General features: G+C 54.9%; 19 protein-coding genes and 1 pseudogene. 4 read left to right on the top strand and 16 right to left on the bottom strand.

The window, feature by feature from the left end:
* Nucleotides 1–29 precede the first annotated feature (29 nt).
* The 11 genes from folK to E8E91_RS24980 all read right to left on the bottom strand — a co-directional run bounded on the left by folK (nucleotide 30) and on the right by E8E91_RS24980 (nucleotide 15536).
* Nucleotides 30–566: a 2-amino-4-hydroxy-6-hydroxymethyldihydropteridine diphosphokinase gene (gene folK / locus E8E91_RS25030; protein WP_179057936.1), complete on the bottom strand. Its 537-nt coding sequence runs from the start codon at nucleotides 564–566 to the stop codon at nucleotides 30–32.
* An 8-nt stretch (nucleotides 567–574) separates the two neighbouring features.
* A complete protein-coding gene (folD, locus tag E8E91_RS25025; RefSeq protein WP_179057935.1) occupies nucleotides 575–1444 on the bottom strand; it encodes a bifunctional methylenetetrahydrofolate dehydrogenase/methenyltetrahydrofolate cyclohydrolase FolD in 870 nt (289 codons plus the stop codon).
* Nucleotides 1445–1458: 14 nt separating this feature from the next.
* Nucleotides 1459–2334: a formyltetrahydrofolate deformylase gene (gene purU / locus E8E91_RS25020; protein WP_179057934.1), complete on the bottom strand. Its 876-nt coding sequence runs from the start codon at nucleotides 2332–2334 to the stop codon at nucleotides 1459–1461.
* A 68-nt stretch (nucleotides 2335–2402) separates the two neighbouring features.
* Complete coding sequence (locus E8E91_RS25015) at nucleotides 2403–3557, bottom strand: epoxide hydrolase family protein (protein WP_179057933.1); 1155 nt, start codon at nucleotides 3555–3557, stop codon at nucleotides 2403–2405.
* A 161-nt stretch (nucleotides 3558–3718) separates the two neighbouring features.
* Entirely contained in the window at nucleotides 3719–5101 is a 1383-nt protein-coding gene (locus E8E91_RS25010) for an aminomethyl transferase family protein (RefSeq protein WP_179057932.1), read from the bottom strand.
* A 666-nt stretch (nucleotides 5102–5767) separates the two neighbouring features.
* On the bottom strand, nucleotides 5768–7798 hold the full coding sequence (locus tag E8E91_RS25005; RefSeq protein WP_179057931.1) for a methyl-accepting chemotaxis protein: 2031 nt from the start codon (nucleotides 7796–7798) through the stop codon (nucleotides 5768–5770).
* Between the two features lie 166 nt (nucleotides 7799–7964).
* Nucleotides 7965–8756, bottom strand: a complete 792-nt coding sequence (locus tag E8E91_RS25000) for a hypothetical protein (RefSeq protein WP_179057930.1) — start codon at nucleotides 8754–8756, stop codon at nucleotides 7965–7967.
* Nucleotides 8757–8875: 119 nt separating this feature from the next.
* Complete coding sequence (locus tag E8E91_RS24995) at nucleotides 8876–11296, bottom strand: MMPL family transporter (RefSeq protein WP_280359978.1); 2421 nt, start codon at nucleotides 11294–11296, stop codon at nucleotides 8876–8878.
* A gap of 56 nt (nucleotides 11297–11352) precedes the next feature.
* A complete protein-coding gene (locus E8E91_RS24990; protein WP_256873270.1) occupies nucleotides 11353–12450 on the bottom strand; it encodes a YCF48-related protein in 1098 nt (365 codons plus the stop codon).
* Between the two features lie 75 nt (nucleotides 12451–12525).
* Nucleotides 12526–13884, bottom strand: coding sequence for a DUF1329 domain-containing protein (locus tag E8E91_RS24985; protein ID WP_179057929.1), 1359 nt, complete (start codon nucleotides 13882–13884; stop codon nucleotides 12526–12528).
* An 8-nt stretch (nucleotides 13885–13892) separates the two neighbouring features.
* Complete coding sequence (locus E8E91_RS24980) at nucleotides 13893–15536, bottom strand: DUF1302 domain-containing protein (protein ID WP_348530032.1); 1644 nt, start codon at nucleotides 15534–15536, stop codon at nucleotides 13893–13895.
* A 672-nt stretch (nucleotides 15537–16208) separates the two neighbouring features.
* On the opposite strand from E8E91_RS24980, the gene E8E91_RS24975 reads away from it, so the two are divergent.
* Both E8E91_RS24975 and E8E91_RS24970 read left to right on the top strand, forming a co-directional pair.
* The gene (locus E8E91_RS24975) at nucleotides 16209–17105 is read left to right on the top strand and encodes a LysR family transcriptional regulator (protein WP_179057928.1); all 897 of its coding nucleotides are present in this window, start codon (nucleotides 16209–16211) and stop codon (nucleotides 17103–17105) included.
* Between the two features lie 198 nt (nucleotides 17106–17303).
* Entirely contained in the window at nucleotides 17304–17660 is a 357-nt protein-coding gene (locus E8E91_RS24970; protein WP_179057927.1) for a histone-like nucleoid-structuring protein, MvaT/MvaU family, read from the top strand.
* A 231-nt stretch (nucleotides 17661–17891) separates the two neighbouring features.
* Here the strand turns inward: E8E91_RS24970 and E8E91_RS24965 are convergent, their stop codons facing one another.
* The 4 genes from E8E91_RS24965 to E8E91_RS24950 all read right to left on the bottom strand — a co-directional run bounded on the left by E8E91_RS24965 (nucleotide 17892) and on the right by E8E91_RS24950 (nucleotide 20971).
* Entirely contained in the window at nucleotides 17892–18206 is a 315-nt protein-coding gene (locus tag E8E91_RS24965) for a hypothetical protein (protein WP_179057926.1), read from the bottom strand.
* A gap of 179 nt (nucleotides 18207–18385) precedes the next feature.
* Complete coding sequence (locus E8E91_RS24960; protein WP_179057925.1) at nucleotides 18386–19243, bottom strand: inositol monophosphatase family protein; 858 nt, start codon at nucleotides 19241–19243, stop codon at nucleotides 18386–18388.
* A gap of 81 nt (nucleotides 19244–19324) precedes the next feature.
* Nucleotides 19325–19531, bottom strand: a complete 207-nt coding sequence (locus E8E91_RS24955; protein WP_179057924.1) for an antitoxin Xre/MbcA/ParS toxin-binding domain-containing protein — start codon at nucleotides 19529–19531, stop codon at nucleotides 19325–19327.
* A gap of 840 nt (nucleotides 19532–20371) precedes the next feature.
* Nucleotides 20372–20971: a DUF6088 family protein gene (locus E8E91_RS24950; protein WP_179057923.1), complete on the bottom strand. Its 600-nt coding sequence runs from the start codon at nucleotides 20969–20971 to the stop codon at nucleotides 20372–20374.
* 303 nt (nucleotides 20972–21274) lie between these two features.
* On the opposite strand from E8E91_RS24950, the gene E8E91_RS24945 reads away from it, so the two are divergent.
* Nucleotides 21275–21619 carry a YggL family protein gene (locus tag E8E91_RS24945; RefSeq protein ID WP_179057922.1) on the top strand — a complete coding sequence of 115 codons (345 nt, stop codon included), beginning with the start codon at nucleotides 21275–21277 and terminating at the stop codon, nucleotides 21617–21619.
* Nucleotides 21620–22016: 397 nt separating this feature from the next.
* On the opposite strand, the pseudogene E8E91_RS24940 reads toward E8E91_RS24945, so the two are convergent.
* Nucleotides 22017–22079, bottom strand: a pseudogene (locus tag E8E91_RS24940) (hypothetical protein); the annotation flags it as partial.
* Between the two features lie 224 nt (nucleotides 22080–22303).
* On the opposite strand from E8E91_RS24940, the gene dacB reads away from it, so the two are divergent.
* Nucleotides 22304–23761, top strand: a complete 1458-nt coding sequence (dacB, locus tag E8E91_RS24935; protein ID WP_280379668.1) for a D-alanyl-D-alanine carboxypeptidase/D-alanyl-D-alanine-endopeptidase — start codon at nucleotides 22304–22306, stop codon at nucleotides 23759–23761.
* Nucleotides 23762–23776: the final 15 nt, after the last annotated feature.

Below are 23776 nucleotides of genomic sequence, written 5' to 3'. Positions count from 1 at the left end.
AAGTCAAAAATGGGCGAGCAGCAATGTGTTTACAGGTAAGATTTATCACAGGAAATTCTTTTACCATTCCACTCAAAATTCACTTTCTGTATTAATGGCAAATCATGCCCATATAGCAGCCACAAATCCTCATACGTCTTTGATGAGCCTTGATGCACCAGATTAGGACTCAGTTCCGCCATTGGAGCCAAAACATATGCGCTCTCAACCATCCCCGGACGAGGCAAATGCACATGACCGAATAATCCACACAAGTCATCAAATAGCAAAATATCAATATCAAGGCGCCGAGAGCACTTAAGAAGATCATTATTAGCACGACCAAAGTCACTTTCTATAGCACGGACACTCGAAACGACTTGAGCGAGAGATAACTCCGTCAAGACTTTGACCACCATATTCAAAAAAGGAGGACCGTCGAATCCTACAGCCTCGCTAAAATAGACTGATGAACTCTCGAGAATATTAAAAACCCCCTCAAGACGGTCCAATCCTGCAGAGAGAGACTCCCATGGCAGGACGTTAGATCCAAGACCTAAATAAACGGTATGCAATTCATCCGTCATTATATAGATCAATCACCAAGAGGCTTGGCAAGTCTCTTTGCTGCGGTAAGCGTGTTATACATAAGGCAAGCAATTGTCATCGGGCCAACCCCACCAGGAACCGGTGTAAGCGCACCCGCAACTTCTGCCACGCCGTCATAGTCAACATCACCGCACAACAAGCTTTTACCACCCTCTTCGATGCGATTTATACCGACATCAATGACCGTAGCTCCCGGTTTCACCCAGTCAGCCTTGATCAACTTCGGGCGACCAACGGCAGCAACTAAAATATCCGCCTGACGGCAAACCTCTGCCAAGTCTTTGGACTTTGAATGAGCGATGGTAACTGTGCAATTTTTTTTCAGCAGCAGGCTAGCCATCGGTTTTCCGACGATATTAGAACGCCCTACAATTACTGCACGTAAACCATCCAGCGACCCAAGGGTGTCCTCAAGTAGCATCAAAGACCCGAGAGGAGTGCATGGTATCATCCCCTCCTTGCCGACAGAGAGTGCACCTACGTTCTCAATATGGAAGCCATCGACATCCTTGGCTGGATCGATCGCTGCAATCACCGCTTCTTCATCAATTTGACGAGGAAGTGGCAACTGAACCAGAACACCATGAACGTCTCTGTCCTTATTGAGGCTATCAATCAACTCCAGTAGCTCAGCCTGTCCAGTAGTAACAGGCAATCGGTATTCTAGGGAGCGGATGCCAACCTCTTCACAGCGCCTCACTTTATTACGCACATAAACATGACTCGCAGGATCATCTCCTACCAATACAACTGCAATGCTTGGATAGAGCCCAGTCGATACTTTTAGCGCCGCAATCTCAACCTGGAGTGAAGCGCATAATTTATCGGCAAACAGCTTGCCATCAATGACTTTCATTTGCGCCTCAAAACTTAACTGCCAAGGAAAATAACAGTTTTATTGTCGTCCAAGAAGACACGGCGCTCGATATGCCACTTGACCGCCGAAGCCAATGCATAACACTCGTTCTCTCGACCCACACGTGCCAGTTGCTCAGGCTTATAGTTATGATCAACTCGAGCCACGACTTGCTCGATAATTGGACCCTCGTCCAGATCGGAAGTCACATAATGAGCAGTTGCGCCAATTAGCTTAACTCCGCGCTCGAAAGCCTGATGGTATGGGCGGGCACCTTTGAATCCAGGCAGGAACGAGTGGTGAATATTAATGCACTTACCTGACAATTCGCGACTTAGATTGTCGGAAAGAATTTGCATGTAACGCGCAAGAATTACCAACTCAGCATCAGTTTCGCTAACGATGTCGAGCAAGCGAGCTTCTTGAGCAGGTTTATTATCCTTATCAACAGGCAGATGAACAAATCGAATACCTTCGCGCTCAACCATACCTCGCAGATCTTGATGATTGGAGATGACGGCAACAATCTCCAAGTTAAGCTCACCTTTTTTGTAGCGATAGAGCAGATCATTCAGGCAGTGATCAAACTTCGAAACCATGATTACCGTTTTAACAGGCTCAACGGCATCATAGAACCGCCATGTCATGCCATATTTTTCAGAAACCTCAACAAATTCTTCGCGCATCTGGCCAATGGAAATATCTTGGCTTTCCATCCTGAACACGGCGCGCATGAAGAACTTTTCAGTTGTTTCATCATCAAACTGTTCAACCGCACAAATATAGCAACCTCTGTCTGCAAGGAATGTAGAAATTGCCGCCAAAATTCCTGTCCCGGCCTTGCAACTAACATTCAATATAAAAGTTGATTCTTGAGATTTATAAGTCATGCAATCACCTAAATTTTATGTTTTATCAGAACCACAGCCATCCTACCCACACATAGCTGCGATTACATTCAAGAGCCAAAAGAAAAAGCTGAACTCCGCAAACCGGAGAAGAATTCACGCAAATCCTCAGCCACCAAGACCGGCTCCTCCCACTCCAGGAAATGTCCACCAGATTCGCATACGGAATAACTGACAACGTTATAAAACCGGTCAGCCCACTCTCGCGGTGCATTCGGAAACATATCTTTGGAGCCATGATAGAAAGCGACTGGGACAGCTCTACAATCCTGACTGGAATAGTCTTCCCTACAGAATTCGTAATAGATTCGTATAGATGAAGCTATCGTCTGCGTGACCCAGTAGAGAGTGATATTGGTCAGGAGCTCATCTTTGGTAAATCGCCTAGACAAATCCCCATCCACTCCGGCCCAACGTTGAAATTTCTCTAGAATCCATGCCAGCAAACCCACTGGCGAGTCATTAAGCCCATAAGCAAGAGTTTGAGGCTTTGTCATATGCTGGAGGCAGTAGGACATCTCTTCTTGCCATACCAAGTTATTTTTCTTGATATATTCCGCCTCTGCTTCCGACGCATTAGCTGGCACTTCACACGGTCCAGGCATGATAATTTCTGCCAGATGCGCGCCTATTACTCTCTCTGCATAATCACTGCACAACCAGTCTGTAATCAGCTTCCCTATGTCCCCCCCGCGAACCCCATATCGTTGATAACCAAGAACGCTAGTCATCAACAGATTCAAAGCACGAGCTGCGCGCCTGGTTCCATATCCACTTACTGCCGGCTTTCCTGAGAAGCCATACCCTGGCAACGATGGAATCACAATATCGAAAGAGAGGCTTTCGCTATTTGTATTAATGATTTGCTGTGCCAGTTGGAGGAGCTGTACAAAACTACTCGGCCAACCATGCAGCAGCAGCAAAGGAACAGCATTAGGAAATTGGCTTTTGTGGTGTATGAAGTGCACCTCAACACCATCGATCTCTGACGTATAGTGATTCCAGCTATTCAGAATAGCTTCTTGCTTACGCCAATCAAAATCGTCACGCCAGTAGCTTATATACTCTCTAACAACATCAATATCGGCACCATATAACCATTGCGACTCCTCAATCGCATCTATCCATCTAGTGCCAATTAGCCGTTGCTTCAAGTCATTTAGTACTACTTGAGGCACGCAAATTTCATAGGGCGTCGGATTCATGAAGAACTCCCCCCACAGCTTCCAATATGCAAGCAGACATAATTGGAATGAAATACAACCCGCAGCTGGAAAAACGGTGGCATAAATGCCACCGTCTTGGATTTCATATAAAGATCTTCTGACCCTAGAATTCAACTCGACCTAGAACCAGAGTATCTCTATCAATCCATCGTACCAACGGGGATCAGGCTGGTATCTACCTTCTGGTTCCGGCATTCATTGAAGTAGGGATACCGAGCTACTTTAGCGCGCACTTTCTTCTGCCGAGTACCGGGCTCCCCCCAGAGAACCCAGACCTCGGTGCCTTCGCTCAGGTACTCTTCATCAATGGAGCAGAGCGAAATCATTTCCCGATAGAACCAGGACACCATCCGACCGCTACTGACACCTACTTGCTCGCCCTTATCATTCAAAACCCAATCGGCTGGATAGATACCGCCAAATGCCAGATCTTCGGGACTAGAAATATCTTTATAAGGGACTGGATCGGCCAATTGCGAGCGGTGGATATCAAGGATATCCTCTTTATTCCACTCAAGAGTTACCATCTGGCGCGATGACTTTGCCTTTAGCTCTTCAATAGCCTTCTTTCCAACAAACTCATGATCCATATTAATGGTCTTACCCCAACCCAACTCAATCGGGTTTCGGTAACGAGCTGCGAAATCTTGACCGACGCTGCCAGACAAAGAATCTTTAACAATTTCGGGATCGCAGAGGAACCCAATTTCGCGCTCACGGAGCCATGCAGCAAATTCTTTGTGCTCAAACCAAGGAAGGGGGAAATCGAGATAGGCTTGTGGGAATCCATTCTCCCAATGGGTCATATTGTAAGCGGGGGTACCCAATCGCTTCAAACCGTACTTTACGCCAGCCTTGAGAATCTGTTCATAAACAGGAATGGCATCCTCTACATTCCCATGAACCTCATAAGCCAGGGAGCCAGCCATACCGACGCGCAGGATCATTACATCTCGACCTGCAATCTTACTCATTCGATGGTGAATGAATTTGATGTCGTGCAAGTTCTCACCACTAGCTGCATCTAGTACCTGCAAGCAGGTCGGACCACCCAACTGGAACATGAACACTTTGCCGGTAACATCCTCACCCTGGACGTCAAGGTCGCTATTTTCTACGCAATATTGCAACCAAGGATTCATCCAGTAAGTGATGTAATCCTCTTCGCGGCGAACCAGCAAACCATCGACCATGATCCGCCCTTGCTCGTCCAGCATAATGCCGTGCTTAGCGAATCCAACTGGGAACTTTTCAAAAGAATTCCCGCAGTATTTCTTGAGAAACTCAATAGAGTCCGGCCCCCAGAAGCGGTAAGTCGGGGAGGGATTGAGATTTGCGTGAATGTAACTAGAGTCATGCCAAGAAAGAGATTCATCTCTCCATCCGGTGTATTCAAGCGGCTGCAAGCCAGCAAGAATAGGATTGGAAGCATAGGATACGAAATGCACCATATGACTAGTGACAGACCGTTCATCGACAGGAATTACAGGGCTGGGACCGAATGTCTTTGTATGCTTAGTCATAAAATTTCTCTTATTTTTTGCCAATAACTAAAGAAAGCCGCAGAACCTACGGGCCGTACGTCTATGTGGTATGGTCTATAACTCAGCACCAATCTATGGGCCGCTTAGAAGTACGATATCCAGCGATGCTCGATATCTCCAATACCTTATTTCCCGCCGCCTCATACCAAAAAGGTATCGGAATCTCTGCATGTTCATACGAAGATAAGAGCAGTGGCCTATTAACTCTGAGGGCCATCCAGTGATAGATGTGCGGAAAGTTTCCGAGTTAGATCCGAGACTTGGCTAAGAACTCTGCTCACTTAGCCTCGCTGTCGAATCTTCGGATAGCACAAAGCATTTGCAGGCCAATACGGGAAAGGAAGTGCCTTTGACCGGAGCCCCTCAGGCGTTGGATGAATCAGCCGGCTGTCGCCTCATTAAGGAGATCGAGCAGACTATCGCCGGATGAGCGCGAGCTTGCGCGGAACGTCCATAGGCCTGGTCGGCTGAAGAACGCTCCGCTGGTTGATGCTCGATCATCTGCCTCGCTCTAGCTAGGCTGCGCGAAGCTACGCAAGAGACACTGATCGAGACCGGTCGCCGAAAGGTCACTGCGCTACCCCTCGGTCACGGCTAATGGTTCAGTGGCATTCGGGCGATATAAAACGATGCCCGCCGATCAGATCAGACACGAAATGCGCTTATAAGCTCCTTCAGCCGCGCCACCTGACCAGATAGATAGCGGCTAGCCTGCTCAGTCTGCATGGCACCTTCAGCAGTAAGTTCGCCGGCCTGATTGATCTCGACGATGTTCATGTCGATATCGTGAGCCACGGCGGTCTGCTGCTCTACGGCGGCGGCGATCTGCTGGTTCTGATCAACGATCACGCCAACCGCGCTGAGTATGTTATCCAGCGCTTGCTGCACCTGACTCGACTGGCTGACCGTGCTTTCGACCATTTGATGGCTGCCGTTCATGGCGATCACGGTAGCGCCCACACCACCCTGCAGACGGACGATCATCTGCTCAATCTCCTCGGTGGACTGATGGGTGCGCTTAGCCAGGTTACGCACTTCATCGGCCACGACGGCGAAACCACGGCCCTGCTCGCCGGCCCGCGCTGCCTCGATGGCAGCGTTGAGCGCCAGCAGATTGGTCTGCCCAGCGATCTCCTTGATCACGTCCAGCACCTGGCTGATCGAGGCGCTGTCGGCGGCCAGTTGGTTGATCACACCCACCGACTGGTCGATCTCACTGGCCAGACGCTGGATACTGTCGACCTGCGACCTGACCATGGCACGGCCGCTCACGGTCTCCTCGTTGACGCTCTGTGCGCTACCCACTGCCGCGGCGGCGCTGCGCGCCACCTCCTGAGCGGTGGCGGACATCTCGTTCATTGCGGTGGCCACCTGCTCGATCTGCCCGCGTTGGGCACTCACTGCCTGGCTGCTCTCACCGGACACCAGTTCGACGCGGTCGGCCTGGCGCTCTACCTCAATGACGGTCTGGCCGACCAACTCGATCAGGTCGCGGATCTTCGCCACGGTGCTATTGAACACCGCGCCCAGCTCGCCCAGCTCGTCGCTGCTTTGCACGTTAACCTGCACCGTCATGTCGCCGCCAGCGACCTGGCCGAGAGTCACAGCAAACCCCTTGAGCGTGGCGAGAGTGGAAACGTAAAAGCCGCCGTAGAGGTAAACGATGGACAGGAACAGCACCATCAGGGCAACTACGAGTAGGATCATCTGCAGACGCTTCTGCTCCAGGCGGTGGCTCAGCTCCTGCTCTAGGAAACCAAGCACGCCATCGTTCAGCGCATAGGTCTTGTCGATGGCAGCGCTGGTCTCGTCGTAGAAGCCCATCCAGGGAGTATTCAGGCTGTCAGCAGTAAGCAACTGCCCCTCAAGCACCTTGGCGATATCGGTCAAGCTACGGTGGCTGGCTTCGGCAACTCCGCCCAGGGCGCTTTTGGCCTGGACATTGCCCTCGAGTACGCCCTGCAGCTTGAAACCATATTCAGCATGCAGCTTTTCTAGCTCCAGTAGCAGATCGTCGAGCTTGGTGATGTCGGAAGCGCCGAGGATGCCCTGGCCCAGGGAGTAGGAGCCGAGGGCACGCCCCTTGCTGATGGCACGCGTTACCGGCTGGCTTGTGCTGGTTAATAGCTCGCTGATCTGGCGTACGCTCAGATCACCGTCCTGACTGAGTCCGGACTCACTGGCAATGAGCTTGATGAACAACTCGGAGTTATCCAGCGCCTTGGTCACCAAGCTGGCCTTGCTGCGCAGGGATGATTCTGCTGCTACCGCGTCCAGAGTGGTCTTGATTACCTCACGCTGGTCATTGAACTCCTCGGTTTCCTGAGCATCGCTGCTAGGGGGTTCGAGCGCGCCCAAGGTCTCAGCGATGCCCTTCTCCAATGGAGTGATCAAGGCGATGATCGTCGGCGCGTGATCTGACTCGGCGAGCACAGCATTGATCTCGTAGAGGTCGCTGAGACGCTCCAGCTGTTGGCGCAGCTGCTGGCCCTGCTTGAGCAGCGCCAGGCTCTGCAGCTCGGTACGCGTATCGACGAAAGCGTCATAGGACTCGCGCACCAGTAGATAGTTGGTGACCAGCATGGGCAGGAAGAACAGCACACTGATCAGACTGAACTTCATGCCGAAGCTCATGCGGTTCATCAGGTTGATGGCAGGGTACAACACGCTATTCACTAGACGTCTCCTGTTGCCGTGATTGTTGTACGCCAAGCGGCAGTCGACTGACCTGTGGATACGGCAAGGCAGCGGTATTTTGCTTCTAGGGATCGGCTGAAAGGCCGCGTCTTTCTGGCGGACTTCAGCATCCATTAGCCGGGAGAAATGTCGATGCTATGGCAACTCAAGGAGCGGTTTGTCCGGCCAACTCATCGAGCTTTGCGATGACCGATCCTAGGTAAAACGCCGCGCTCCCGGACACCGCCTTGTAGTTGTTACCGAGCAGATGACCACGGGCGAAACGGAACACACGATGCTGGTCAGTCAGAACCTTGGCATGCTCAGGCAGCTGCACTTTCAGCGCCTCGAACAGTTCATTGATTCGCTGGTCCTTGGCCTCGGCATCTTGAGCCTCATAGGCCACCGAGTACTCACCGACCACTCGCGTGATGCGAGCCTGATTAGAGATCAACAAATCGCCAATGCGCTCGCTCAACTCCCGCAGCATCAAGCGAGCTTGGGAGAGCTCGGGGCTCGCGTCTGCATAAGCACTGGCAACAGCTTTCTTCATCTCGGCATCTGCATCCATCAGGCCTATGAGAAGGTCCGGATAGCTGACCGAATGATCCGTGGCTCCAGATTCCAGTTGGGGAAGGAGCGCGCTCATCTCCGCGACGGGGCGCTGCAGCGATTGCGGATAACCCAACGCCTCCACCAATTGTTGTAGGTCCTGGTAGCTCTTCTGATAGGCATCAAGACTACGCGGATCGCTCAAACGATTTTCGGCCCCGTAGTAGATCAGGGCATGGGTGGCGATTAGCAGTGACGACGAACGGACCTTTTGGTACAGGGCCTGCGTATTCGCCTGCGCGCATGCAATGGCAGGCACGATGAGAATCAGAAGAACAGCAATGCAAATCCGCATAGGGTGAATACCACCCCGTTTTGGAGGGGGCAGAGTATTGGTGCGATCCATGTCAGGCGGGCCTTTCTTGTTTTTTATTGTGGGCGACGTGTCGTCAGAACGAGAGGATGACGCGGTTTGAAAAGCCCGCAGCGCGCGTCCATCCACCTCACTCGCGCTGCGGGAAACGTTTAGCTCCTTGCCTTGCTGACCTCGTCAGGCGCTTTATCGAAGAGCTTCCTGGGGAGTAGGAAATGAGCTAAGGCTGGCAACAGAATCAAGGCTCCAAGCATGTTCACCACGAACATGAAAGCCAGCAATATGCCCATGTCTGCCTGGAACTTGATGGGCGAGAAGACCCAAGTTGCCACTGCAGCCGCGAGTGTGACACCTGTGAGCATCACCACCTTCCCGGTGAACAGCAGGGATCGGTAATAGGCCAGTGAAAGCGAGTCCCCAGCACGCAGCCTTGTCAGGGTTACGCTCAGTACATACAGGGCATAGTCGATCCCGATCCCTACGCCCAGTGCGATCACTGGAAGCGTCGCAACCTTCACCCCCATGCCAAGGCCAACCATAAGCGCCTCACATAGAATCGAGGTGAGTACCAAAGGCAGCACCGCGGTTAGTACCGCACGCCAAGAGCGGAAGGTCACCCAGCAAAGAATGATCACTGCCCCATAGACCCAGAAGAGCATTTCTCGCATCGCCTTTTTCACGACGATATTGGTTGCGGCCTCGATACCCGCGCTCCCAGCCGCCAGCATGAACTTCGCATTGCCGAGATCGTTTTCAGCGATGAAGGACTCAGTGGCATCTACGACCCGAGTCAAGGTGTCCGCCTTGTGGTCGGTCAGGTAGACGTACAGCGACAACAGCGAGCAGTCCTGGTTGAAGAGCTCACGAGACGCACGCCCCTGAACCGTCCCCAAAGCGCTGTCATTGGGAATCAGTTCGTACCATTTGTAGCTGCCTTCGTTGTAGCCGGAGGTGGCAATCTTGCTGAACGATGCCATGGAGTTGGTGGACTCAACGCCCGGGAGCTGCTCCAGTTTCCAGGCCAGTGCATCGACAGCGGACAGTGTCGAGTAATGAGTGCATTGGTCCTCGCCCGTCTTGATCATCACCACAAAGATGTCCGTACTGGCAGCATAATTTTGGGTCATGAACGCTGCATCACGGTTGTAGCGTGAATCGGAACGAAGCTCCGGTGCACCCGGGTCCAAGTCCCCCACTTTCAGATTGAGACTGACGACGAAGCCGAATACCGCCAAACAGAAACCCAGTATGCACACTGGAGTAGCCCAGGACCGACGAGTGAACAGATCCAGGAAAGCCCAGACCGGATGCTTGCTCTTCGAAGTCAGTTCCTCGCTCTCGGCCGCAAGGCTGCGTGCGGCAGCCTTCTTGCTCACTCCGATGTAGCTGAGCAGCACTGGCAGCAGGATGAGGTTGGTGAAAATAAGGACCGCGACACCGATGCTTGCGGTAATGGCCAGATCCTGAATTACCTGAATCTGGATGACGATGAGCACTGCAAATCCAACGGCATCACAAAGCAATGCGGTAAGACCCGCGGCAAACAACCGGCGGAAGGTGTAGCGCGCTGCGATGATGCGATGTAGGCCGCGGCCAATATCCTGCATGATGCCATTCATTTTCTGCGCGCCATGGCTCATGCCAATGGCGAACACCAGGAACGGCACCAGAATCGAGTAAGGATCCAGTTCATAGCCTAGGATGGTGAGCAGCCCCAACTGCCACAGCACCGCAATCAATGAGCACGACACGACAATCAGCGTGCTGCGCACGCAGCGGGTGTACCAGTAAAGGATAACGATGGTGATGGCCACAGCGACGACGAAGAACATCATCACCTGCGTAAGACCTTCGATCAGGTCACCAAGAATCTTGGTGAACCCGGTGATGTGAATCTGGATATCGTCGGTCTGATATTTTGCGCGGATCTCCTCTAGCTGCCGAGAGAACTGGCCGTAATCAAGGGGCTTTCCGGTTTCCGGATTGATGTCCAAGAGCGGTACATAGATCACGCTGGACTTGAAGTTGCCAGCCACCAACTGACCGATTTCCCCCGACCGCGCTACGTTCTGACGGATCTGTTCCAGACTCTCGGGCGAACCATCGTAAGTCGCAGGAATAACAGTATCGCCGTCAAGCCCGTCTTCGGTCACCGCCAGCCAACGAGTGCTAGGCGTCCACAGCGACTTCATGTAGGGCTTCTCGACGCCCGGCAGCAGATAGATTTCGTCGTTGATCTTGGCCAACGTATCGAGATAGGTCTTGTCGAAGATGCTGTCTTTCTTTGTGGAGATCGCGACTCGAATAGAGTTGCCAATCCCACTCAGGTCCTTGCGGTTCTCCAGGAAATTGACCACATAGGGATGGTTGGTCGGAATGGCCTTTTCGAAGCTGGCATTCAGCCGGATACCCAATGCCTGGTACGCCAAGAGAGCAGTTGCCAGCGCGCACAGCAGGATCACCAGCAGTCGATGATTGAAAATGGCTCGCTCAACGAGGCCGCCTGACTTGGTGTCAAAGTCCTCAAGGGACGCCACTATGTCTTTATTTTGTGCAGCGATATCAATGGTCACGGGATGCCCCTAATCTGACGAAGTGAATGACCGTGTATGGCGGAGACGATGCCGCCTCACTCGGCGGCGGCCCCTTGGTCGAGCGGGGCCCGCTCCAAACCATGCAATCCCACGGCTGACAGTTCGCCCGCCGGCGTTTCGGTAATGTCAGAAACAGAACCTGCGCCGCGCCACGGCAGCGTTTCAAAACTGGCGCCCCCTCCCCTATTGGTGAACACCTCGCCCGCCTGGCTGGCAAGCAGCAAGCTGCCGTCGCGCCTCTGCGCGGCCGAGGAGATAGCTGCGTCAGTTTTAATACTCACCTTCTGCCAACTTTCCCCGTTGTTACGGGAGAGGTAGGCGTTGCCACGCAGTCCGTAGATCAGGACATCGCCGGCGCCGGTTGACAGGGCTCCGAAGAAACTCCCCTCATAGGGAGATTCCATCGTCGCGAATGTTTCCCCTCCGTCTAAAGAGCGCAGCAAAAGCCCGCGTTCTCCGACAATGAAGATGTTCTTCCCGTTGGCTGTAATGCCATTGAGGTGCAGGCTTGAGTCGTTGGAGAGGTGCTGCGCCCATGGCAGCCAGGTCTTCCCACCATCACGGGTCATGAAGATCAACCCATAGGCGCCGGTGATAAAGCCGGTGGATTGGTCGATGAACGCCAGGTCCAAGAAAGGTTTGTCAGGGCCGTCAGCGACCAGCCACTCGGCATTCTTGATCGCCTGGCCGTTACCACTCTGCTTGGCCTGTTCCATCATCAACTCGGCAGCACGAATGCCGTCCAGTTGCCGGGTCCAGGTTTCTCCGCCGTCCGCACTGTGCAACACAATGCCAAGATGCCCGACGGCCCATCCTTGATCCGCGTTGACAAACTGGACTGCGGTCAAAGTTACGCTCACCGGCGATGAAGCTTGTCGCCAGTTCTGCCCGGCGTCGTCGGAGAGCAGGATGATTCCGCGCTCACCTACCGCTACCAATCGATTACCAGCATGAGTAATTGAAAGCAGAACCGATCTCTGTGCTTTGGCACTGATGGTTGACGATTCCTTGAGCACACGCAGGGGTTCAGCAGCGACAACAGGCATGGTCTGCATGGCGGCCTGCATCACTACTGTGGCGACCATGAGAATCCTCAGCCTGAACTGCATGGACGAGAGAATCCGGTTAGCCATATTCACTCCAACAGCAAAAAACATTCATAAGCAGGCCTGGAGCGACGTATGTCGCCCCGGCCCCATTAGCGAGAATCAACGAGAGCTTTCGCTGGCCATTGCATCCGGAGTGAAAGCGGATGGCGGGAGTCGATCCGTGCGTTTGTAATGGAACTTGGAGTCGTTGGACGACATGCCATAAACGTAGGCGCCGGTTTCGATGTTGTAGAGCCCCCACGCAAACTGAGTGGTCAATGCGGGGAGATCCGGAGCCAAGTAAGGAAGAGACCATTGCTGGCGGATGAGTTTACCCTGCGCGTCATAACCGTCGACCAGGATGATTTGCCAGGAGTCCTCATCAATGTAGTAAGTGCGACGTGGAACCACGTGGCGCTGGCCAGCTTTAAGCGTCGCCTCAACCACCCACATGCGGTGTTTCTCCCAACGCACATGATCAGGATTGAGGAAGTTCGGGCTCATCAACTCGTCACTCGAAACCAACTGAGACTTATTAGAGTTATAGGGCACGAACATCTCTTTCTTGCCGACGATCTTCAGGTCATGTTTATTGGACGGGCCGAACATCATGAACGCTTCGTCGAAGAAGCTGACGCCAGACACTACGAAGTTTGGCGTATCGTAGGCCACGTTAGGCAGTCGGCGCACGCGACGCTGACCGACCAGATACTGCCAACTGGCACGTGCGTCTTGATTGGTGTTGTAGAAGATCATCAAACCTTCGCCGTTCTTCGAGGACGGCCGCTCAGTAATGATCTTGCCCTGATAATAGTTTCCATCGAACTTTTCCAGACTGCTTTCCTGGAAATAGTAGGGATATTGGAAATAATAAGGAGTAGTGGTGGCCAATACCTTCTTGCCACCGGCTGTCATAAGCCAACTGCTGATGTAGCTATTGAATGAGTCACCACCATTCCAAGACAGTCGGTGGTTCCACATGACCTCGGCACCGTTCTTCGGAATGGGGAAAGGAATACCACCGAAAGCGCCAGTTACGTTCTCGGTCTTCTCATCAACTTGAGCACGGGTTGCGTTGCTGAAGGTGTTGTCATACACCCATTGCGGGGCCGCAACGGTGCGATGGCTCGGATAGATATCCAGACGGTAGTCTGGATATTTCTTCAGCATGACTTTGGTGCCCTCGGCCAGTTGATCCGCATACTGGTCCGCATTCGCGGCCGTGATGCTCAGCACCGGTTTTTCGGAGGCAAAGGGGTCCGTGCGTTTGTCGCCTTGCTTGTAGTCGGCTGGAGCTTTTGTGTAACCACCATCCCATGCTGGGATGCTGTTGTCGGCATTGCCTGCACGCTCCGCACCAAGCGGAGTCAGCGTCGTTTTCAGTTTGCCAGCCTCATCCGCTGATATAGCCGCCTGGGTCATCTGTGCGCTGAAAAGCGCGCAGGCCAAGAGAGAAATCTTCAGGATCTTGTTGTTCATGATCGGCCTCAGAAGGTCTTTTTCACGTAGGCAGAGATAAAGTCACGGTCGGCCAAACTCTGGCCGTAGGTGAACACAGCGTTTTCATCGAATAGCGGATCTTTCTTGCCAAAGAAGTTCACGTAGTTCACACCGAACTCAATGGACTGCATGTAGTTGGCTTTCAGGCCGATGCTCCAGTCCCCGCCGTGGCGAGTGCCGAAACCGGCCTGGCTAACAGCCGAGGACTGGCCATCCAGACCAATGCCCAGGCCCATCGGCACGCTCAAATCCAGGCCATCAAAGAACTGGAAGTAAGCAGGCTCGAAGAGGACGCGAAACGCTGTAGCGTCCCGACTACTGTTGGGATCAAGAGCCGCGCGGTTCTCCGTCACGCTGAGAGTGCGGTTCCAAGCCAGCTCTGCAAGCAAGGTGCCGCCGTCCCACAAAGAGGACGGATCGAGCGAGTAGATGGTCGAGAGGTTGATGTGAGCAGTTTTACCGCGTGCGAACAGGCCATTCTCGTCGTTATCCGCAGTCACTCCCGGCGTCACTGCCTGTAGCCCACTAACCAGTGGCGCGTCCCAGCGGATAGAAGCTTCACCTGCGAAGTTGAACGACCCCACGGAGGTAGAAGCGCTTACCCCAGCAGTCTTGATGTTCTCAGCGAAGACCTGGTTATAGGAGTCAAAGAAAGGGGCCGGACCTACCGGAGTCGGGATAACGGCAGCCAGATTGGCGTAGATGTTGCTCGGCGTCTTGTCGTGATATTGGGCGGCATAGAAGCCGTACTCGACGTCCGAACCTTCTGGACTGAACCGGATCTGGAATCCACCCTGCCCCGAGTCCTTAGCGTGTATATCGCCACCATTCCGAGTAGGCCCAGTCAGCGACTGAACAGTGCCTGCACCATGACCCAAGAGGTCGAAGAAACTCAGGTAGCTCCCGGCACCCGGAATCGTCGAGCGCTCCCACTCAAACTGGTAGTAGGCGCCGATGGATAGCTGGGGATTGATCTGATACTGGCCGGAGATTTGATTGACCGGTCGCAGAATTTCCTTGAACTGGGTGCCCGGTACGCTCAGAAGCTTGACCACGTCGATTGGGCCTTGCGCGTTGGCTATACCATTGCCCCCGAAGAACAAACTCTCACCATAGATGAGACTGTGTTGACCGAGACGGACCGTGGCCTGCCCATCACCAACAGCAGAGCGCATGTACACGAAAGCATCAAGCAACTCGGCGTCTCGACCGTGCAGCTCTTCGGTGTCATCAAGGAAATGACGTTGGGTATCGCTGTCAGTGTTCTTGTTGTAGATATCGTCATACCAGGCTGCACCGCTAACGCGAGCACCAATGTTGTTATGACTGATATCCAGTTCGGAAAGCACATCTAGACGATTTGAGACCAAGCCGCGGTCAAAGTTACGATCACCTTGGCTTTGGACATCCGGGTAAAGACCGCCAAGGGTTGGCGATTCAGTCAGTTCGGAATCCTGACTCTGCAGGCGGTAGGCAACACTGTACTTCAGCGTATTGTCCCAGCGCACTTTCCAGTCCGAATCCCCAGTATCGATCTCCATTGCCAGAGCACTCGATCCGGGAAAAACTGCGCCAATTGCGGCAGCAAGAACCGCGACCTTGAATGGCCGAACTGCTTTATTGCTCTTCATTTCAACCCTCATTGTTTTTATTTTGAATCATGGGTAGCTGAGCGGCCTTCAGGCCATAACCTCAGCTTTTTGCGACACTTTCAGCTTCAACCAGAGCGCCCTCTTCTTCACGCCGGCAAAAGAGATCAGCACCAACATCTTTTTTTGAATAAAGTCATCCCCTCCCGCCAGGCATCCGAGAACAGATTGACCAAATCATTTATTACAACTTAGGAGAAACAGAAATTTGGCACTAGCAAGACGGAACCGCTGAGACCGCACAAAAACCTAGAACTGACCAAATATTCTTGAACGACAACCTACCCGCATCCCAATAAAAATTAATTAGGGAAAATTTCACGAGGAGGTTGATCTACTTCAACAGACCTACGGACCTATCCCAGCCCACCTCACAAATTTACGACTCAAAAACAGCGATTAACTTAACTGAGACACCACTTTCGTATACTGTGCAGGTTCATCCTATCGACACTTGGCAACACTGATCACAGACTAATGTCCTTCGTTCAATGTGCTTACTATGTAGATCCAGCGGCTACCAGAGCGTCCTCCTGCAGCCTTTGACTCAAAACTATTGGCCGCATGCCAATCCGTCCAATACTATAAAAACGGCCGAGCATTACCTAAAAGGTATCGAGATAGCGCAAAGGCCCATCATCAGCGGGAGCGCCCATGGATTTCCGACATCTCCGTTACTTCATCGCCGTGGCCGAGGAGCAGAACATTGGCCGTGCGGCAGCTCGACTGCACATTTCCCAGCCACCGCTGACCAGACAGATCCAGCAACTCGAAGCAGAAATCGGCGTGCAGCTGTTCAATCGCACCCCTAGAGGTATGGAATTGACTCCTGCCGGGGAACTCCTATTGGAAGAGGCACGCAACATTCGCGCGCTGGTCGAGCAAGCGACCGAACGGACTCAACGTGCCGGTCAAGGCAAGCTCGGTCGTTTAGATATAGGCATTTTCGGTTCGGGAATCCTGGATACCATCCCACGGCTGCTGGAGCGCTTTCGCGAAAGCAACCCAGACGTCAAGCTGGTACTGCACAGCATGAGTAAGCATGAGCAGGTCGAAGCATTGCGCCAGAAGCGGATCAGCATTGGCTTCAGTCGGATGCTATCGCCATTGCCAGATCTTTCCTGCGAGACCGTCTCATCTGAATCACTCCTGCTCGCAATCAATGAAGGTCACCCTCTGGCTCGAGAAACCACGGTGCCTTTCCGGAGCCTCGCCGAGCATCCGTTGATCCTCTTCCCCACGGGAAGTCGCCCCAGCTTCCTGGATAAGGTACTTAGCCTCTGCCACCAAGCAGGCTTCGAACCACAGATTGCTCAGGAGGTGGGTGACACCATAACCGCGGTTGCCTTGGCTGCCCGAGGCCTAGGGGCGAGTCTTGTATCGGAGTCTACGGAGGTGCTCAAACTGCCAGGTCTGACCTACAGACCTCTGAGTGGCCTGCCGGAAAATGCCCGGTTCGACCTGGGATGCATCTATCGGCAGGAAGACGACTCTCCGACGCTTGGCGAATTCCTGCGAATCATTCGGGAGTTTCGCAAAGAACAGGCCTAAGAAAACTTCGAAGGATGTATGCACCGGAAACTTCGAAGGATGTATGCACCGAGGCCGGATGCCCTCGCCGTCAAAAATGCGAGAGGGGGCGGAGAAGAACGCTATGCAGAGGAAAAGCTTAATGGTCCATTCACTAAGACCGGGACAGACCAATCGGTCAACTGCGGTGTGTAATTGCATCACGCTAAGGAGAACGCAATGAGCAAACTGGCTGAATTTAAACGCCTGGAAGCACAGCTGGCAGAACAACTCGCTGCGCTGGACAGCCTGAGGAACGATACGGAGCTCAAGCGCGAAATTGAGTTTGAATCCAAACTCAAAGCGCTGCTGGATGAATATGGCCTTGGGCTAAAGGCCGTAATGAATATCCTTGATCCAGGTCGCACGCGCACTCCGCTGCTTGCTCAAAAAGGCCAGCGGCGCGAGCGCACCGTCAAGGTTTACAAGAATCCGCACACCAATGAAGTCGTCGAGACGAAAGGCGGCAACAACAAAGTGCTGAACGCTTGGAAGGCCGAATATGGTGCCGCAGCAGTAAAATCTTGGGTCCAGTGAGACCACCCAGCTTAAGGTCGGCAATGTCCGGCCTTCAGCCAATGCCACTGATGACGTGAGCAAGCTGCTGCCGTAGCAAGTTTTCAGGCAGTCGGGCCAGCTAAACGCCCAGTGCTTTGGCATCGATGCTCTCCCTGGATAAAGCGTTTCATACGCCGCCCCCGCTGGTGTTGATCTAGCAATTCTAGGGGAAATGCCGGCTAGACTTGGGATGCTGTCCCAACAGGGAGATCAGCTGGCCGAGTTGCTGCCGCCATTGAACAGATCATCACGAGCAACGCGCCCAAAATTGCTGAGGTCTTGATCCTCCTCACTGAACATGAAGTTCACCATGCGGTCACGTCTGAGACCTGAAAGCGTCCTAAAAAAACAGGTTTCGCACAGATGGACTTCATAGCGTTCGCCTTCATGGGCCGAGCCACAGCCCCAACTGGCGCGAAGCGTGCCAAATTGCAATCCAGCCCCTTCAAGACGCGTGCTATCGCCACAAACGTCGCACAGGACATCACTGACCGATTCGGCCTGTTCCAGAGCGGCGATCTTCATCGAGAACCTCCTACCAAGGTACATGTACGCTTTCGTTTATCTGGCACACGATACTCCTGCAGGAGCGTTGCTCGGTGGGATGACGTGCTCCCCTGACGGTGCTCCGCACCCGCAGCAGAACTCAGCAGTGGTTTTTACATAGTCTAGGGAGACGGCCCTCTTCTAGGCTCGCCACACACCTATGCTCTGTTTGCGAGAACAACCTGCCACGGGCGCCTCACCAATTCCTGACAGGCTATTTCCCCACCGCCGAAGCAATACCCAACTGGCTGATTGAATGTCGCCGCTGTCGCGTAACCCAAGGCCTGTCCCCGTTCGTTCCAGAGGCCACCGCCACCTGCCCGCAGCAACGCGTGACCCGCCACCACATCGTGGGGCGACACCGCGTACAAGGAGACTGCAGCGATCCCATCCCCCACCGCCACCCGGGCAAGCCGATAGGCAATGCTTGGCATCGGATGGTAGGTGGCGGGCGCACACAGCTCGGCATTCTCGATGGGCCGGGCACGCGCGGTGAGGCTGACGAAGACTTGGGCACCTTCCGCCAGTCCGCCTTTCGCGACATTCGGCACGATCAACGCGCCATTACGGAGCAAGTGTGGCATCCCCTCAGCCCAAGCAATACAGTCCGCCCCGCGTTCCGTCATCGGCGCATAGACGACTCCCAGCACCGGTACACACTCTCGCAGCAATCCTACGGAAATCGCCGAGCCCAGATGCCCTTGCAGGAAGTCGCGGGTGCCATCATTGGGATCCACAACCCAGCAGTAGTGATGCCCCGTCAGCTGCACACCGGTTTCCTCACCGACAAAATCGCAGGGGAGCAGCTTCGTCAGTCCCTGGCGCAACATGACCTCGACCTCGCCATCAACTTCGGCCTTGTCCCCAGCGCCTCTCGGACCACCGGGTCGAACCAGCTCAGCAGCGATCAGGCACCCCGCCTCCCGTACCAGCGCAATCACCGCATCAAGCAGAGCGCGATCGATGTCCTGGCGAGTTAATGCCCTCGGTGACAACGGGACAGATCGTTCACGCATGCCGAAACCCTCGAAGTCGGTTAGCGAAGGGGCTGGCTGGCAGTCACGCCCGGTCGTTAACGGCGGCCCTAAAACATAGGGTCAGTGATAGACCCCATACTCGATGCGCCCGAGAAAAGTCTCGAGCACTTCCAGATCCTCTGCACTCGCGAGCATGTCGATCGGACGACGCCGCTCGAGCCCCTGCGCCGGCGTCACCATCCAGCGCTCAGCCTTCTCTCGACTGCCGAAGATCTGCGTGGCGCGTACCAGCGTCTCGGCATACCGCACAGCAAAAATCTCAGTCATGGTAGACGCTCCTCACCGAGCCATGCAGAGGCCCGGTCCCAGTTAGCCAAGCCTAAGCTCCCTGCCTCCTATGCCGATGCGCTGGTGAGGCCGTGCATGGGGGCCAGGTCCGGTCACTACGAGCGGCGCAGCTCGCCAAGCGGCCTCTCCGACTCAACATAGCGCAAGGCAGCCTTGGCATAGCGCCAGCCGACGTAACTCATCAGAGCCTTGGCGCTCCACTGGTTACGACTGGCTCAGGTGGCAAAGCCACGGCGCAATGAATGACGGCTGAAGCGCTCTCCCTCCAAGCCACTGTGCACCATCGCGCGACGGAGGATGCACGAGATGCAGTCCGTGCTCTGCCAGGTTGCCCCAACGGCCCACCGCACGAAACTCCGGGCCTTGGCGCAATCCCGAAACCGCGATCCAGTCAAGATAGGCCTTCACAGAACACAAACGTTTCCATGTGGGCGTCAGGTGATCGAGTAGGGCAAATGTCAATGCACATTAACCAGAACGCATTAGATCCAATCGCCAGTTCTGCGGAGATAAGACCTCGCATCCGGGCCCTACTCGCCGGCAGAAAACATTCCGTTTTCCAACGGGCGGTCGATGATGAGTATCTCGGGGTTACGGAGAAGCCCGGTTCTGAGGAAACCCAAGCCCGCCAGGTTCTGCAGGCTACTGAGTTAGACCGCTAGCAAGTCGCTGCCCTACCCGGCTCTCCTTGAACTTCTCCTAGCGCAGCGGGCTGCAGCGGGCGCAGGTCGGACAAGTAGCCCCTGTCTGCGGCTTAGCGACCACGCCCCCCGACTTCGCATCTCACCAGCAGACATAGTGCTGTGAGACTGAAAAAACCTACTCGACTTTCTGAGTCGCAAGGCTTAATGCCATCCGCATCCATTCCGGCATAATGCACGCTCGGAGTTTCGACAGTTCTTCACTGCTCAGCGCGTTGACGACTGTCGAAGCCACCTGGGTGGACAGCCCCTCCTTCCCGACATAGTGGAGAGCGGTAAGCGCCAGTCCCACGTTCGTTCCAGCATGCTGCAAGCGGTCCCTGGAGACATGCTGAAGGCGAACGACCGCATTGCCAATTTTGAGTTCTCGAGTCGAGCCACTGGTGTAGAACGTCGGCAGCATCTGCATCTGGGTGCTGAGACCGAGCCTACGGACTGCCTCAGCACCGTGAATCTGGATCGTTTCACCGTTCGACTTCGCGATGACGCGCATCACGGTAGTTGGGCTGGGGCGGACGTTCTTGCCGACGTACTGGTTGAACTTCGGACGCATGTAGACGCCGCGAACAACGCGTTCTAGCCGGCCTGACTGCACCAGCCTGGAGAGTGCCTTGTCAACCGATGCGCGAGAGCCAAGCTGCGCGAAAACCGTGCGGGAAAAGGGTTTACCCTTCCGCATGAACTTAATTCGCGCTGAGATGGCTTTCGCAACGGACATGACAGTCACTAAGAGTCACGCTTTTGACAGGCAAGGAGACTTTTAGCCTCGACGGACAATGCACCCACCCTGAGACGGGCCGTGGCCTCGTGAACAGAGTCGGGGTCAGGTAAGCGCTATGTCCGATCGGGCACGTTAGTCCGGGATCCTGCAAGCGCACACTACACCCAGCCCACGCAGAGTCAATTCGCCAGTTATGTTGCGGCCTACTGATCCTAGGACAGGCCCTCGAGACGCATCTCCCAGGCATTCCAACTCCTTAGCTGATAGACTGCGCGCCAAATTTACCTAGAGGATTTTTTCATGGCTACTAACCGTTCCCGCCGTCTGCGCAAGAAGCTCTGTGTTGACGAGTTTCAGGAATTGGGGTTTGAGCTCAATCTGGATTTCAAGCAAGACCTTTCGGATGAAGCCATCGATGCCTTCCTGAACGCCTTCCTGGACGATGCCATGGCCGCTAACGGCCTGGACTACGTAGGCGGCGAAGAGTTCGGCTTGGTCTGCCTGGCTAAGCGTGGCTCGGTGAGTGAGGAGCAACGCGCGGCTGTTGAAGCCTGGCTGAAAGGCCGTAGCGAACTGACCAAGATTGAGGTCAGCCCATTGCAGGACGCCTGGTACCCAGAGAAGCCGATTAATCCGGCTGTTTGAAACCAGAGCATCTGCGAGCATTAGGCCATCCGAAAGGGTGGCCTTTTCGTTTGTATCAGCCCCTCGTGTTACTCAGTGAGCGGCTACGCAATATGTCTGCCTTGGGGCGCACGTCAGCCCACAGGAGACCGCGAACGTAAGTAGCGAACTGCTGAAATGAAGCCTGGGACAGACTCGATCAAAGAATGACTGGCGACCCACACGTGGGGTTTGCCTTGCGTTTGAAAAGCGCGCGTCAGGCGTTCACGAGGGAATGGCTGAGACTGGACTTCCGTGACATACCCCGGGGGCGTCAGCGGCGAAAGGCGGGCGGATAATTGCGAGGGGAGCAGCAGGGATTCTGGGCGGAAGGGGTGAGACGTTTTTGACAAAATCCTGATTATTTTTTGCTAATTAGCAAAACCTGGAATTCATCGACGCAAAGCTTCTTGCGCAGGCGGCGGGAGCGATTGGTGGCCATATGGCAGTTCCTCGGCATAAATGACGGGCGGCACTCTAGCAGCTTCCGTTGCAACTTGCCCGTTCGCGGTGCACCCGAGGTTGCACTGGCAGACGAAATGAGTCGCGAACCCATACCGTTAGGACGGGGTTACGGCATAATGCGCCGATTTCCCGAACCCTCGTGGGAACTGTCGCCATGCCATCTTCTTTCGTCACCCGCCCTCGCCAGGAGGGCAAGCTTTGATGTTCAAGTCCATTCGTACCCTTACCCTTGCTGCCCTGATTCTCCCCGTTGCCCTGCCGCTGTCCGCCGCCCAGGTCAACACCAGCCTTCCCGCCAAGGTGCAGAAGGCCCTGACCGCGAACAAGATTTCCGCCAACTCGCTGTCCCTGGTGACCCTGCCGCTCACCGGCCCGGGCGCCCAGACGCTGGTCAACGCCGATGTGTCGGTGAACCCGGCGTCCACCATGAAGCTGATCACCACCTACGCCGCCCTTGAGCTGCTCGGCCCCACCTACCAGTGGAAAACCGAGTTCTATGCCGACGGCCCGCTGAAGAATGGCGTGCTCAACGGCAACCTCTACCTCAAGGGTGGCGGCGATCCCAAGCTGAACATGGAAAAGCTCTGGCTGATGATGCGTGACCTGCGCGCCAACGGCGTGCGCGAGGTCACCGGCGACCTGGTGCTGGATCGCAGCTACTTCAACCACCCGCAGCTGCCGTCCTTCAACGACGACGGCGGCGACGACAACAAGCCCTTCCTGGTCGGCCCGGACTCGCTGCTGGTCAACCTCAAGGCCGTGCGCCTGATCGCCCGCGCCGAGGGCGGCAAGGCCAGCCTGGCCATGGAGCCGCCGCTTGAGAACATCCGCATCGAAAACAAGCTGCAGGTGAGCAAGGCCGCCAAGTGCCCCTCCTGGCCCGACGTGCGCTACAACCCGGTGACCCAGTTCGACGGCACCACCCTGATCGCCAGCGGCAAGCTGCCGGAAGGCTGCAGCGCCCAGACCTACATGTCCCTGCTCGACCATCCGGGCTACGCCGCCGGCGCCGTGCGCGCGTTCTGGAAAGAGCTGGGCGGCACCATCAATGGCAAGGACCGCGCGGGCGATGTGCCCAAGGACGCCAAGCTGCTGGCCCGCTCCTTCTCCCCGGACCTGGTTGAAGTCATCCGCGACATCAACAAGTACAGCAACAACACCATGGCCCAGCAGCTGTTCCTCAGCATCGGCGCGCGCTACCGCACCGATGCCGATGGCGATGACGCCAAGGCCGCGCAACGGGTGATTCGCAACTGGCTGGCGAAGAAAGGCATCACCGCGCCGCACCTGGTGATGGAGAACGGTTCGGGCCTGTCGCGCAACGAACGGGTCAGCGCCCGCGAGATGGCCACCATCCTCCAGGCCGCCTGGCAGAGCCCCTACGCTGCCGAGTTCATCTCCTCGCTGCCGCTGGTAGCGATGGACGGCACCATGCGCAAACGCTTGCGCCGCACGGCCCTGGAAGGTGAAGCCCACATCAAGACCGGCACTCTGAACACGGTCCGTGCCATCGCCGGTTTCAGCCGCGACAGCAATGGCAATACCTGGGCTGTGGTGGCGATCCTCAACGATTCACGCCCCTGGGGCGCGTCGGCGATCCTCGACCAGGTACTGGTGGACCTGTATCGCCAGCCCAAGAGCGTGGCCGGCGCCAACTGACCCCGATGGCCGCCC

This window comes from Pseudomonas sp. BN515 (assembly GCF_029873155.1).
GTDB lineage: Bacteria > Pseudomonadota > Gammaproteobacteria > Pseudomonadales > Pseudomonadaceae > Metapseudomonas.
This window is presented reverse-complemented; position numbering and strand designations above follow the sequence as displayed.

Bases quoted from the DNA above. Each gene is read 5' to 3' on its own strand.
- folK (WP_179057936.1), bottom strand. From the start codon at position 566: ATGACGGATGAATTGCATACCGTTTATTTAGGTCTTGGATCTAACGTC.
- folD (WP_179057935.1), bottom strand. From the start codon at position 1,444: ATGAAAGTCATTGATGGCAAGCTGTTTGCCGATAAATTATGCGCTTCA.
- purU (WP_179057934.1), bottom strand. From the start codon at position 2,334: ATGACTTATAAATCTCAAGAATCAACTTTTATATTGAATGTTAGTTGC.
- E8E91_RS25015 (WP_179057933.1), bottom strand. From the start codon at position 3,557: ATGAATCCGACGCCCTATGAAATTTGCGTGCCTCAAGTAGTACTAAAT.
- E8E91_RS25010 (WP_179057932.1), bottom strand. From the start codon at position 5,101: ATGACTAAGCATACAAAGACATTCGGTCCCAGCCCTGTAATTCCTGTC.
- E8E91_RS25000 (WP_179057930.1), bottom strand. From the start codon at position 8,756: ATGGATCGCACCAATACTCTGCCCCCTCCAAAACGGGGTGGTATTCAC.
- E8E91_RS24990 (WP_256873270.1), bottom strand. From the start codon at position 12,450: ATGGCTAACCGGATTCTCTCGTCCATGCAGTTCAGGCTGAGGATTCTC.
- E8E91_RS24985 (WP_179057929.1), bottom strand. From the start codon at position 13,884: ATGAACAACAAGATCCTGAAGATTTCTCTCTTGGCCTGCGCGCTTTTC.
- E8E91_RS24980 (WP_348530032.1), bottom strand. From the start codon at position 15,536: ATGAAGAGCAATAAAGCAGTTCGGCCATTCAAGGTCGCGGTTCTTGCT.
- E8E91_RS24975 (WP_179057928.1), top strand. From the start codon at position 16,209: ATGGATTTCCGACATCTCCGTTACTTCATCGCCGTGGCCGAGGAGCAG.
- E8E91_RS24970 (WP_179057927.1), top strand. From the start codon at position 17,304: ATGAGCAAACTGGCTGAATTTAAACGCCTGGAAGCACAGCTGGCAGAA.
- E8E91_RS24965 (WP_179057926.1), bottom strand. From the start codon at position 18,206: ATGAAGATCGCCGCTCTGGAACAGGCCGAATCGGTCAGTGATGTCCTG.
- E8E91_RS24960 (WP_179057925.1), bottom strand. From the start codon at position 19,243: ATGCGTGAACGATCTGTCCCGTTGTCACCGAGGGCATTAACTCGCCAG.
- E8E91_RS24955 (WP_179057924.1), bottom strand. From the start codon at position 19,531: ATGACTGAGATTTTTGCTGTGCGGTATGCCGAGACGCTGGTACGCGCC.
- E8E91_RS24950 (WP_179057923.1), bottom strand. From the start codon at position 20,971: ATGTCCGTTGCGAAAGCCATCTCAGCGCGAATTAAGTTCATGCGGAAG.
- E8E91_RS24945 (WP_179057922.1), top strand. From the start codon at position 21,275: ATGGCTACTAACCGTTCCCGCCGTCTGCGCAAGAAGCTCTGTGTTGAC.
- dacB (WP_280379668.1), top strand. From the start codon at position 22,304: ATGTTCAAGTCCATTCGTACCCTTACCCTTGCTGCCCTGATTCTCCCC.